Source organism: Neorhizobium galegae bv. orientalis str. HAMBI 540, from assembly GCF_000731315.1.
GTDB classification, from domain to species: Bacteria; Pseudomonadota; Alphaproteobacteria; order Rhizobiales; family Rhizobiaceae; genus Neorhizobium; species Neorhizobium galegae.
The window spans coordinates 1391113-1403859 of the sequence record NZ_HG938353.1 but is presented as its reverse complement, the minus strand read 5'-3'; the positions used below and the strand labels follow the sequence as shown (position 1 = coordinate 1403859).

Here is a 12747-nt window from a genome sequence, read left to right as displayed (position 1 = left end):
ATCCTCCCTATCGGCCGCTGCCCGCAAGATCAGTATCTAACATGCAGGCGGCGGCTATGCATTCCCATCACCGCAGCGAAACCCCATCAGGGATCCTGATACGTGATGCAGACTCCTCCCGAGAGCCTAGGCATGTATACATTACATGTGATGATGACGAAAGCCAGACTGAAAATTGCCGTCCTCCGGAAACCTGGCTTTCAGCTCAAGCTGGCGCGGATAGCCTCCCAGCTCGCCGCATCGGGCGCCAGCAGCAGCCGCCCTTGTGTCATCGCCGGCCGATAGGTCTCGCCGCTCAGGAGGCCGCTATGGCCGCCGGCTTCGCGGTGGATCAGTTCGCCGGCCGCATGATCCCAAGGTTTCATGTCGGCATTCAGCGAGAAGCTCATCGCGCCGGTCGCCACCATTCGGTATTCGAAGGCGGAGCATCGCCATGTGGTGGTGCGGCCGAACCGCAAAACCCGCGGCGCGAACGCTGCCTGCTCTTCGGCTGAGAACATGTGCAGCGGCACGAAACCGCTCATTTCGCTGACCGGAACCGGCGTAGCGACTGCAAGGCGGGTTCGAGTTCCATCGCGGGCGACATGCCAGGCCCCCTGGCCCGGTCGGGCCACGAGAAAATCGCCGGTCAACGGATAGTGGATCAGCCCAGCGACGGTTTTTCCGCCGGAAACGATCGCCACGATCATGCCGAACAGCGGCACGCCATGGGCGAAATTCCAGGTGCCGTCGACGGGATCGATGATCGCCGCGACTTCGGCATCCACCAGGCGGTCGAGCAGCGCCGGATCGGCAGACACGGCCTCCTCGCCGACGATCAGCGCTTCGGGAAAATGGGCAGAGAGTGCTGCGGAAAGCCGCCGTTCCGCACCCAGATCGGCATCGGTGACGATGTCGTCCGGAGCGGTCTTGGCGCGGATGCCATCTGCCGTTACGCCGAGGAAACGGGGCAGAACCTCCGCCTCCCCCGCCTGGCGCATATCCCCCATCAGGGACCGGAGCACGGTATCGGAAATGATCGTCATGCTTGGCGGGCCCTTATGTAGGATTTCAATGCAGCGGGCTGGTCCGTCTGGATAACGCTGATGCCCGCGTCCATCAACCGACCCCAGATCAGGTCAGGGTTGGCAAGCGCCGCACTGTCCGTCCATTCGCCGCTGCCGGGCTGGTCGAGCGTGTTGACCCACAGCGCCATGCCGGCCTTTGCGAAGGCCTCGCGGTGATACGCGATCGTCTCGAGGCTGTCGAAGCGGATTTCGCACATGAAGGGCGAGAGTTCGGCAAGAACCGCAAGCGCGTCGCCGGTGTTTTCGGCGGTCAAACGCGCCATGCCCATGAATGGCACGTCGTCGATCTTCTGGGCGCGCACCCATTCCACATCAGCCAGAGTGTAAACCTTCGTCTTGAGGTCGACATCGGCGGCCGCACCCATCTCGCGGACGCAGGCAGCGACTTCGGGGAACAGCCCGCGATCCTTGAGATCGAGATCGGCGAAGATGCGGCCGCGGATGATCTCCAGCGCCTGTCTGAGGGTCGGGATGCACTGATCGCTCACCGCGCGGCCCTCGCCGCCGTCGTCCTCGCGCAGCATGATCGCCTGCAGCTCCGCCATGGTGAAAGTCTCGGCATCGCGGTCGATGCCGGCCACACGTTCCAGCGTATCGTCATGCATCAGGAAAAGCTGGCCGTCGGCGCTCTTGCGGATGTCCAGTTCGACGATCTCGCAGCCGATCGCAATGGCGTTTTCGATGGCCGCCAGGCTGTTTTCCGGGGCACCGTGCCAGGCGCCGCGATGGGCAACGACGGCGCAGCTGCGCGCCGGATCGGCGATGAAGTCTTTGTAGTTCATGAGGGTTTCTTTCATAGGGCGCTTTTGGCGCCGGGCTTTCATTGGGCGCCAAGGGCACCGGGTATGGCCCTGCCCGTCGCTGCATCGAAGAGATGCAGTCGGGAGGCCGGGAAGTTCAGGAGAAGTTCGAGCCGGTCGGCGATCTCCGCGCCGAAGGGTGTCGCGACACGGACGATCGATCCGCCGAGATCGGCGGCCAGCACGGAGTGGGAGCCGAGATCCTCGCGGAACCGGAGTGCCGCCTTGACCCCATGGCCGTCCGCCTTGCCGTCGACGACGATATCCTCGGGCCGGATGCCGAGCTGGTAGGTGCCGGTCAGCGGGGCGTTCGCCACCACCTGCCCGTCGGCGAGTCTCAGCGCCGACCCGTCACCGGTCACGGCTAAGATATTCATCGGCGGAGCACCGATGAACTTGGCGACGAACACCGAGGCCGGATGGTGGTAGATCGCCTTCGGCGTATCGAACTGCTCGATCCGGCCCTTGTTGAGAATAAGGATACGATCGGCGAGCGTCATCGCCTCCACCTGATCGTGAGTGACGAAGACGGTGGTGGCGCCGATGCGGCGATGCAGGTCGGCCAGTTCGACGCGCATGTCGTGGCGAAGCTGCGCATCGAGGTTGGAGAGCGGTTCGTCGAACAGCAGCACGCCCGGTTCGCGCACGATGGCGCGGCCGATCGCGACGCGCTGGCGCTGGCCGCCGGAGAGTTGTCCCGGCTTGCGATGCAGATAGTCGGCAAGGCCGAGCATCTTGGCGACCGCCGCGACCCGCTCGGCACGTTCCGCCTTCGCCATACCGGCAACCTTGAGGCTGTAGGCCATGTTCTCGAACACGCTCATATGCGGATAGAGCGCATAATTCTGGAACACCATGGCGCAGCCGCGATGTTTCGGTTCGAGGTCCTGAACCTCGCGGGCGCCGATCAAAATCTTGCCGCCGCTCACCCGTTCGAGCCCGGCAATCATCTGCAGAAGGGTGGACTTGCCGCAGCCGGAAGGACCGAGCACGACGGTGAATTCGCCGGCCTTCAGCTCGACATCCATCGGCGGGATGACCACCGTCTGGGGATCATAGGCCTTGGTCAGGCCTTTTACCGTGATGCTCGCAGCGGCGGCGCGGATGGCTGTATCGATGGCGTTCATCGCTATTTCTCCGAAAGCACGAGGCCCTGCACCAGATACCGCTGCAGCAGCGCGATCATCAGGAGGGGCACGAGGGAAACGATCACGGCGCCCGCCATAATCATCGGAAAGTCGGGCACTTCGCCGTCCGAATCCGGCAGCAGGCGCGCCAGGCCGACGACGGCGGTCTGCATGTCGGGCGTCGAGGAGGCGACGAGCGGCCAGAGATACTGCGTCCAGCCGCTCAGGAAGGTCAGCACGAACAGCGCCGCGAAACTGGTACGCGACAGCGGCAGCAGGATATCGAACATGAAGCGGACCGGCCCCGCCCCGTCCATGCGGGCGGCCTTGAACAGATCGCCCGGCAGGGTGCGGAAGAACTGGCGGAACAGGAACGTGCCGGTGCCATGAGCGGCAAGCGGCGCCACCAGGCCGAAACGGGTGTTCAGAACGCTCAACTCGAGCTGCACCGGCGCACCGAATACCCCTGCGATCAGTCCGTTGAGGCCGGTGACGTCGAGCAGCGCATTGATCGGCGAGAACACGTTCGAAGCTACCTGATAGGTGGTGATGACGCGGATATCGACCGGCAGCATGATGGTGGCGAGGATCAATGCGAATGCGACGCCCGCCCAGCGGATGCGGAAATAAACGATCGCGTAGGCCGACAGGAAAGACAGAATGCAGGTCGCGATCGCCAGGCTGAAGGCCACCACGAGGCTGTTGAGCATCTGGATCGGGATACGCGTCTCGGTGAAGATACGCGCCACATTGTTGAGGAACTGGTCGCCGGGATACCAGGCAAGCCCGTTGCGCAGCAGGAATTCGTAGGATTGCGATGCCGTCGCCAGCGTCAGATAGAGCGGGCCGAGGATGTAGAGCATGCCGACTAAAAGGATCAGGCTCGCGACGATGTTGAGGGAGCGTGCGTTCTCGATCATCTGTCAGCGCTCGTAGTTGATGCGCCGGCCGAGGAAGACGAACTGGGCGGCGGTGAGAAGGATGACGAAGACCATCAGGATCGCGGTCTGGGTGGAGGCGCCGGACAGATCGTAGCCGCTGAAGCCGTCTTTGTAGATCTTGTAGACCAGCAGCGTGGTCGCCCCGCCCGGACCGCCATGGGTGATCGTATCGATCAGCGCGAAGGCCGAGGTGACGCTTTCGGTGAATTCCAGAACCAGCGTCAGGAAGAGCTGCGGCATGATCAGCGGCAGCTGCACATCGAAAATCCGCCGCCAGGGCCCTGCCCCGTCCATCGCTGCCGCCTGATGCATGGTGCGCGGGATCGATTGCAGGCCGGCCAGCAGAATGACGAAATTGAACGGGATGCCGCCCCAGACATGCGCAGCGATCAGGGTGATGAAGGCGTCCGTGCCGTCGATGCCCGGCGCCCATATGCCCGGAAAGGCCTTGTTGAGCGGCGCCAGGATGCCGACGAACGGATTGAAAACGAAAGCGAAGACGACGCCGATCGAGGCACCCGCGACGCCCTTCGGCCAGACCAGCACGTTGCGAGCGGGCAGCGATAGGCGGAGCTTGCGATCGGCCGCGACCGCCAGGATCAGCGGAATCAGCACGGCGAGCGAGGAGGCGGTCACCATAAACACGAGGGTGCGCCAGCCCGCCTGCCAGAACTCCCGGTCGGAAAGGACGCGGGCGAAATTGTCGAGGCCGACGAACATCGAACCGCCGCCGAACGGCTGTTCGAGAAAGAAGGACCAGTAGAAGGCCTGGAAGATCGGCACGTAGAAGAAGAGGACGATCAGCAGCATGAACGGCGCGACCAATAGGATCGGCAGCCAGCGATTGCTGAAGAGTGTGGATTCGGAGGTCATGGGAAAAGCCCGCAGTGAGGGACAGGCACGGACGGGACTTGTGTCCCTGCCCGCGCCGATCAAGCTTGGATCAAGGCAGCTTGACGCCCTTGTAGGTCTGCTCGAAGCGGTGCAGCAATTCGTCGCCACGCTTCTTGGCGTTGTCGAGCGAGACCTGCATGGTCTGCTGCCCGCTAAATGCCTTCTGGGTCTCTTCCATGAAGATTTCGCGGAACTGCACGTAAAAGCCGAGACGAATGCCGCGGCTGTCGGCGGTTGGCGGCTGGTTCATCGACTCGATGCCAATGGCAGCGGTTGCATATTTCGCAGCCTTGGCGTCGCCGCTCTTGTTGATCGCGTCGAGCACGTCGTTGGTGACGGGGACGTAGCCGGTCGCCGCGGTGAAAGCCATCTGCTGTTCCGGCTTGCGCAGGAAGTCGAGGAAGGCCTTGGCGCCATCGACTTCAGCCTGGTCATGACCCTTCATGACGTAGATCGAGGCGCCGCCGACCAGCGTGTTGTGGCGCTCGTAACCCTTGTACATCGGCGCCATGTTGACGGTGAGCTGGTACTTGCCGTCGAAGGCCTTGGTGGAGGCTGCGTAGGAGCCCGAGGAGCCTTCCATCATCGCACATTCGCCGGCGTTGAAGGCGGCGGTGTAATTGCCAGCCTTGGTATCGGCATTGAGCTTGACGAGGCCTTCCTTGCGCCAATCCACCAAGTTCTGGAGATGCTTGGCGACGAAGGTGGTGTTGAAGACGTATTCGGCGTCGAGGCCGTCATAACCGTTGTGCCTGGAAGCGATCGGCAGGCCGTGGCGGGCGGAGAACTGTTCCAGCACGCGCCAGGTATCGCCATCGGTAACGAACGGGCAGGCATGGCCGGCGGCCTTCAGCTTGCGGGCGGCGTCGATGACGTCTTCCCAGGTGGTCGGCGTCTGCATGATGCCGGCCTTCTCGAGCTCGGTCTTGTTCGTATAGAACAGCAGCGTCGAGGCATTGTAGGGCTGTGCGAACAGCTTGCCGCCGGACGTTTCGTAATAGGCACGGGCACCGGCGATATAGCTGTCCCACTTGACGTCGGGCAGGATTTCCTGGACCGGCACGACGGCGTTCGACAGCATCAGGTCGAGCGTGCCGGCGTCGAAGAACTGGATCAGCACCGGGTGGTTCTTGGCGCGATAAGCGGCAATCGCCTTCTGCATCGACACTTCGTAGCTGCCCTGGCCGACGCAGGTGACCTTGTGCTGGGTCTGTGCGGCATTGAAAGCATCACACTGGGCCTTGATCGCGGTTTCGACAGGGCCCGTATTGCCGTACCAGAACTCGATATTGGCGGCCTGCGCGGAACACGCGCCCGCCATCAGGGCGGCAGCCGCCGCCAGAATGGAAATCTTCATCATTGCCCTCGCCTGTTGGGATGATCGGCCGAGTGGGATCGGCATCGGAACGCGGCATTACTACACTTTACGTGTAACAATTAAATGACGAGCTGAAACCCTTGCCGCGCAAGGCATTTCCATCTAAGCAAGGAAAATGCGAGGTAGACGGCGGCATACAACCGCGATTATTACACCTCGATGGTAATTGTCGGCGAACGGAGGTGGATCAGTGGCCTATTTTCCCGAAGCTCTGATCCCGCCCCAGTTCCTGCGCGCAGGTGAAAGCGGCGTCGTGTCTCCGAACGAGCGCAGCCTGCTCAAGCTCATCTGGCGTCACCCCGGTCTCTCCCGCTCCGAAGTGACCGATCATACCGACCTCACCCAGCAATCGGTCTATCGGATCATCGACCAGTTGGCGGAACGCGGCATCGTCTTGCTCGGCTCTCCGAAACCTGGCGTCGGCCGCGGGCAACCGAGCCCGACGATCCGCCTCAACGCCCGCTACGCCTATTCCTGCGGCATCTCGGTCAATACCGACGTCATCGGCATCTGCCTGATGGACCTTGCCGGGAATGTTCTTTCGGAAAGCAGCGTGACGCTGCGCGAACACACGATGGCGCAATCTCTCGATCTGGTCAGAGCGCGGCTCGTGGAGGCTCAGAAACTCAACAACCTGTCCGCGGAAGCCCTTTTTGGCATCGGCTTTGCAATAGCGGGCTATCATGTCGGCGGAACCCGCTACAACGCGCCCCTGCCGCTGCATGAATGGTCGCTGATCGAGCTCGGTCCGCTGCTCGCTGAGTTTTTCGGCAAGCCGGTCTGGGTGCACAATGGCGCCAATACGGGGTCGATCGCCGAAGCGATGTTCGGCGTCGGGCGTTATATCAAGCATTTCGCTTATCTGAGCTTCAACTACGGTTTCGGCGGCGGACTGATCAGCGACGGGGAATTGCTGCTTGGCGGCAATGGCAATGCCGGGGAGTTCTCCGGGATCTACGACGCGGAAGAATCGAAACACCGGCCGGCGCTGCAGTACCTGATCGAGCGACTGAACCGCAACGGTGTCGACGTGCCCTCGATCAGCTACATGCGCAAACATTTCGACCGGAACTGGCCAGGCGTCACCGAATGGGTGGACGAGGTTACGCCCGCCTACAATCGCCTCATCAACGCCATCCGGGCTATCGTCGATCCGCAGGCGATCGTGTTCGGCGGCCAGATTCCCTCGGACTTGGCGCAGATGATGGTCGATCGGACGCGCATTTATGATCGACCGCGCTATGGCGTGCACCGCCCCGGCCCCAAGCTGATCATCTCGGAAATCGCCAGCGACGCGTCGGCGATGGGAGCCGCGGTCACTCCTTTCCACTCGACGTTCTACTGATACGCGGTTGCGGCCTATCTCTCGTGCGCCCGGATCACCGCCAGGAAGGCGTCGCCATAACGCTCAAGCTTCGATTGTCCGACGCCGGAAATGCCGAGCAGCGCGTCGCGGCTCGTCGGGCGGGCGGTCGCAAACGCGACCAACGTCGTATCCGGAAAGACGACATAGGGCGGCACCGAAAGCTCCTTGGCGATCCCCAGGCGCGCGACGCGCAGTGCTTCGAAGAGTTCTGCCTCGGCCCCTTCCAGCGTGGATCTTGCGTTTGCCGCGCTCGGCGACGCGCTTCGCGATGCCTTGCCGGTCGTCGGGCGGTCCTTGCGGAAGCGGACCTCGCGTTCGCGTTTGAAGACGGCGCGCGCGCCCTCTTCCAGTTTCAGCGCGCCAAACGCCTCATGATCGACACTGACGAAGCCGGCCGCGAGGAGCTGGCGATAAACCGATTGCCAGGTCTTCGACGGAATATCCTTGCCGACCCCGAAAACCGGCATGTCCGCATGGCCGAAGCGAGCGGTCTTCTCGTTCCGGTTCCCGAGCAGCACGTCGATCAGGTGGCCGGTGCCGAAACGCTCGCCGGTTCGATAGATTGCCGCCAGCGCCTTGATGGCGGCGTCGGTTCCATCCCAGGTTTCGACCGGCTTGAGGCAGGTATCGCAATTGCCGCATTGGCCGCGATGGGCCTCGCCGAAATGGGCCAGGATCGCCTGTCTTCGGCAGCCGGGGGTTTCGCAGATGCCGAGCAGCGCATTGAGCTTGGCGCGCTCGACGCGCTTGATATCGTCGCCCGACGTGCCGCCGTCGATCATCCGGCCCCGCTGGATGACATCGGCCATGCCATAGGCCATCCAGACGTCGGACGGCAGCCCGTCGCGCCCGGCGCGGCCGGTCTCCTGATAATAGGCCTCGACGGAACCGGGCAGATCGAGATGGGCGACATAACGCACGTTCGGCTTGTCGATGCCCATGCCGAAAGCGACAGTGGCGACGAGGCAGAGGTCCTCTTCCTTGAGGAAAGCGTCCTGGTTGGCGTCGCGCATGCTGCGGTCCATGCCCGCATGATAGGCGAGCGCGCGAATACCCTGCCCGTTCAGCCACTCTGCCGTATCCTCGACCTTGGCGCGAGACAGGCAATAGACGATGCCGCTCGAGCCCTTGTGGCGGGACAGGAAGCGCAGGAGCTGCTGGCGCGGCTGATCGCGTTCGACGATCTCATATGCGATGTTGGGGCGGTCGAAGGAGGTGGTAAAGACCTCGGCCGAGCGCAGCGCAAGCTTGTCGATAATGTCTTCGCGGGTATGCGGATCGGCGGTGGCTGTCAGCGCCATGCGCGGCACGCCCGGATAATGCTCGGCGAGATGACCGAGCTCGCGATATTCGGGACGGAAATCGTGGCCCCATTGCGAGACGCAGTGCGCTTCGTCGATCGCAAACAATGCGATCTTCGCATTGCCGATCATCTCCTTGAAGGCCGGCGTGACGATGCGCTCGGGTGTCACATAGAGGAGATCAAGATCGCCATTGGTAATCGCCCGGCGGACGTCGACGAATTCTTCGCGCGTCAGAGAGGAATTGAGGGCGGCGGCCCGCACGCCGAGCTGCTTCAGCGCCTCCACCTGGTCGCGCATCAGCGCGATCAGCGGCGAAACGACGATGCCGACGCCGTCGCGGCAGAGGGCGGGGATCTGGAAGCAGAGCGATTTGCCCGCACCGGTCGGAAACAGCACTACGGCATCGCCGCCTGACACGACCTGTTCGACGACCGCGGCCTGCTTGCCCCGGAACGACGAATAGCCGTAAACGCGCTTCAGCACGTCGAGCGGGTTTCTCGTGCCTTGTCTGTCAAACAGGGGATCGATGCGGTCTGGGGTCGGTGGCATGGAATCGCTTTCGTCGGAAGGACCGCACTATGGCACAGGTCCGGCAGCCAGAGCGAGCACCTGGGCACTCGACCATGGGTATCCCGACATGAATTGGCCTAGCAATTCCCGACGCACCGGCCGCCCGTTTTGCTTGAAGCATCTTTCGCGGACGTATAAGCCTCGTCTACCTCACTTCTCGCCCCGTCACTGGCATCGATATTCCGCATGGCTGCAGACTCCGAACCGGATCAACCCGCCGACGCCAAACCCGATCATGCCCGCGTGGCGATCAAGGTCGATATCGTCGTGATCGGAGCGGGTCAGGCGGGCCTGTCTTCGGCCTATCACCTGCAGAAACTGGGTCTTGTGCCGGACAGAGACTTCGTGGTCTTCGACCAGTCTCCGGAGCCGGGCGGCGCCTGGCAGTTTCGCTGGCCATCCCTGACGCTGGCAACAGCCAACCGCGTCCATGACCTTCCCGGAATGCGGTTCGAGGAAGTGGTCGATACTTCAGCCGATCTGGTTAAGGCGTCGGTCGCCGTGCCTCAATATTTTGCGGCCTATGAGCGCGCCTTCGATCTGCGCGTTCATCGTCCTGTTAAGGTGACGGTCGCCTGCAACCGGGGAGAACGGCTGAGGGTCGAGACCGACCGGGGCGCCTTCTCGGCGCGAGGATTGATCAACGCTACCGGCACATGGGAATCGCCCTACATTCCGGACTATCCCGGCGCTGACCGATTCCATGGGCGACAGCTCCACACGAGGGATTATCGCACCGCCGAGGAATTTCTCGGCCAGCATGTCGTCGTGGTCGGCGGCGGGATTTCGGCGATCCAGTTGCTCGACGAGATCTCCCGGGTCACCTCGACCACCTGGGTGACGCGACGGGAACCGCAATTCCGTGACGAGCCGTTCACGCCGGAGGTCGGACACGCTGCCGTGGCGCTGGTGGAAGACCGTGTCCGCCAGGGCCTTCCGCCAGGCTCGGTGGTTTCGGTCACCGGCCTGCCCGTCACGCCTGCGATCCGGGCGGCACAAGAACGCGGCGCGCTGAAAAGGCTGCCAATGTTTTCCGAGATCACCGAACACGGGATGCGCTGGGCTGACGGCTCCGAACAGCGGGCCGACGTGATCCTCTGGTGTACGGGTTTTCGCAGCTCACTCGATCATCTCGCCCCGCTGCAGCTGCGCGAGACGAGCGGCGGCATCCTGATGACCGGCCGGCTGGCGACGCAGGTCGCCAAGGATCCGCGCATTCATCTGGTCGGTTACGGCCCGTCTGCTTCAACGATCGGCGCGAACCGCGCGGGTGGCGCAGCCGCGCGGGAACTGACAAGCTTCCTCAGCGCTCCAGTCAATTCCTAAAGATGACTGGGTTCAGCTTGCCCGCCGCACCAGCTTACCCTCTTCCGCCTTATAGAAATACTGGCTCGCCACCAGCCAGCCCTTGAGCGGCCGTAGCGGCGGAATGCAGGTCAACAGCATGAAGGGCAATGTCACCAGCAGGTGAACCCACCAGGCCGGCTGGAACTGCACTTCCAGCCAGACGCCCAGAAGCACACTCGGCACGCAGGCAAAACAGATCACGAAAAAGGCCGGACCGTCAGCGGGGTCGGCGAAGGAGTAGTCCAATCCGCAGGCCTCGCACTTCCGGCCAAGCGTCAGGAAGCCGTTAAAGAGATGCCCTTGGCCGCAGCGCGGGCAGCGTCCGCGGATACCGGTCTGCATGGGAGGGAGAGGAGGCCATTCGTGATCCATGATCATCGTCCTTGAAACAAAGCGATCAAATCGACTATTTGGTGCAGTCATTTATATAGGTTTATGCATTCAATACGTCGATTGGCCAGAATGCCGCAGGGCATTCCGGTCACGGATCGCGGGAAGAGGAGAGATCAGAAGAAGGAGCCGGCCATTTCGGGAGAGGTCTCCAGCGCGTGCCCCATGAATTCCAGAGCGGCCTTGAGTGCCGGCCGCTGGATGGGGCCGCCGAGGCATACGCGCACCGCTTCGGGAGCCGGCCCGTCGACGGTGAAGGCATCGCTCGCCACGACGCCTATGCCGGCGGAGCGCATGTGACTGCCGAACGTCGAGCGGGTCCAGCCCTCGGTCAACGGCAGCCAGATGTTGAAGCCGAGCGGGTCGCCCCGATAGCTGCCCTTTGGCAATATGCCAGCGACCAGCGCCTGGCGGGCCGCCGCTTCCGCCCGGATAAACTGCAGCATGCTGTCGGCCGTGCCGTCCTCGATCCAGCGGGTGGCGAGCGCTACCGACAACGGCGATGCCATGACGGTGTTGGCACGCATGGCACTGACGAACGGCCACGCCGCCTTGGTATCCGGGGCGACGACATAAGCGAGCCTGAGGCCGGCGCCGATACATTTCGAAAGCCCGCCAATATGCCAGGTCAGGTCCGGAGCCATTGCCGCGAGCGGTGCCGGAGCGTGGAGAGGGACAAAACCATAGGCATCATCCTCGACGATCGGCACGCCGTATTTGCGTGCCACCGCACAAATTTCCTCCCGACGCCGCTCCGGAATGGTCAGCGTCATCGGGTTTTGCAGGATCGGATTGAGATAGAGCGCCTTCGGCTTGTTCATCTCGCAGGCTTCCGCAAAGGCTGCCGGCAGAATGCCGTCTTCGTCCATCGGCAGGCCGACAAGATTCAATCGCAACTGGGCGGCGATCGACCGCATGCCCGGATAGGTGATGTTTTCCGACAGCACCGTCTCGCCCGGTTTTGCCAGGATGCCGAGGATCGCCAGTAGCGCCGGATGCGCGCCGGGGGTGACGAAAATGCGCTCCTGCGAGGGAACCAGGCCGCGGCGGCTGAGCCAGACGGCGGCCGCTTCCTTATCCATGCCGGCACCGCCGAAACCCTGATACCGCAGCAAAGGCAGGAGATTGGTGGCGACTGCGGTGAGCCCTTCCCGCATCCGCGCTATCAGTTCCGGATCATCCGGCTCCGGAGGCATGTTCATCGAAAAATCGACGATCGAGGCCCGGCGCGGATCCGGCGCGGCCTCGGAAACGAAACCCCGGCGTTCCTTATCAGCGCCGCCGGTCACGAATGTGCCGCGTCCCACATGCGAGCTGACCAGACCGCGCTTCTGGGCTTCCAGATAGCCGCGCGCCACGGTGGTGAAATCTACGCCGAGCACCTTTGCCAACTCGCGTTGCGGCGGCAAACGGTCGCCGACGACGAGGTTGCCGCTCCTCAGGTCCATCTCGATGACATCGGCGATCGCCATGTATCGCGGGGAGCGGCTGCGGGTCAGGTCAGGCTTCCAGGTCTTCATCCGTGACGTCCGATAGTTAGTCCTGGATTGACGGTATATTGTT

Annotated in this window: 11 protein-coding genes; 2 read left to right on the top strand and 9 right to left on the bottom strand. The window is 63.0% G+C overall.

The features are described 5' to 3' along the window. Positions 1-200: 200 nt before the first annotated feature. From RG540_RS07195 to RG540_RS07170, 6 genes are all read right to left on the bottom strand, one after another. A complete protein-coding gene (locus RG540_RS07195) occupies positions 201-1025 on the bottom strand; it encodes an inositol monophosphatase family protein (RefSeq protein WP_038586103.1) in 825 nt (274 codons plus the stop codon). Further along, entirely contained in the window at positions 1022-1849 is an 828-nt protein-coding gene (locus RG540_RS07190; protein WP_038593275.1) for a glycerophosphodiester phosphodiesterase family protein, read from the bottom strand. The genes RG540_RS07195 and RG540_RS07190 overlap by 4 nt, the downstream gene beginning before the upstream one ends. 38 nt (positions 1850-1887) lie before the next feature. Continuing rightward, positions 1888-2994 carry an ABC transporter ATP-binding protein gene (locus tag RG540_RS07185; protein ID WP_038586100.1) on the bottom strand — a complete coding sequence of 369 codons (1107 nt, stop codon included), beginning with the start codon at positions 2992-2994 and terminating at the stop codon, positions 1888-1890. A gap of 2 nt (positions 2995-2996) precedes the next feature. Beyond that, entirely contained in the window at positions 2997-3914 is a 918-nt protein-coding gene (locus RG540_RS07180) for an ABC transporter permease subunit (RefSeq protein WP_038586098.1), read from the bottom strand. 3 nt (positions 3915-3917) lie between these two features. Then, complete coding sequence (locus tag RG540_RS07175) at positions 3918-4808, bottom strand: carbohydrate ABC transporter permease (protein ID WP_038586095.1); 891 nt, start codon at positions 4806-4808, stop codon at positions 3918-3920. A gap of 70 nt (positions 4809-4878) precedes the next feature. Beyond that, positions 4879-6186 (bottom strand): extracellular solute-binding protein, encoded by a 1308-nt coding sequence (locus RG540_RS07170; RefSeq protein WP_038593271.1) that lies wholly within the window; start codon positions 6184-6186, stop codon positions 4879-4881. 211 nt (positions 6187-6397) lie between these two features. Here RG540_RS07170 and RG540_RS07165 point away from each other — a divergent pair, with 211 nt between their 5' ends. Further along, the gene (locus RG540_RS07165) at positions 6398-7552 is read left to right on the top strand and encodes an ROK family transcriptional regulator (protein ID WP_038586091.1); all 1155 of its coding nucleotides are present in this window, start codon (positions 6398-6400) and stop codon (positions 7550-7552) included. Between the two features lie 14 nt (positions 7553-7566). On the opposite strand, the gene recQ is transcribed toward RG540_RS07165, so the two are convergent. Next, positions 7567-9426, bottom strand: coding sequence for a DNA helicase RecQ (gene recQ, locus RG540_RS07160; protein ID WP_038586088.1), 1860 nt, complete (start codon positions 9424-9426; stop codon positions 7567-7569). Between the two features lie 207 nt (positions 9427-9633). Between recQ and RG540_RS07155 the strand changes: the two genes are divergently transcribed. After that, a complete protein-coding gene (locus RG540_RS07155) occupies positions 9634-10773 on the top strand; it encodes an NAD(P)-binding domain-containing protein (protein WP_197560177.1) in 1140 nt (379 codons plus the stop codon). A 12-nt stretch (positions 10774-10785) separates the two neighbouring features. Here RG540_RS07155 and RG540_RS07150 read toward each other — a convergent pair whose 3' ends face one another. Both RG540_RS07150 and RG540_RS07145 read right to left on the bottom strand, forming a co-directional pair. Next, a complete protein-coding gene (locus tag RG540_RS07150) occupies positions 10786-11169 on the bottom strand; it encodes a DUF983 domain-containing protein (RefSeq protein ID WP_151046178.1) in 384 nt (127 codons plus the stop codon). Positions 11170-11300: 131 nt separating this feature from the next. Further along, entirely contained in the window at positions 11301-12704 is a 1404-nt protein-coding gene (locus RG540_RS07145; protein ID WP_038586081.1) for an aminotransferase-like domain-containing protein, read from the bottom strand. Between the last annotated feature and the right edge of the window lie 43 nt (positions 12705-12747).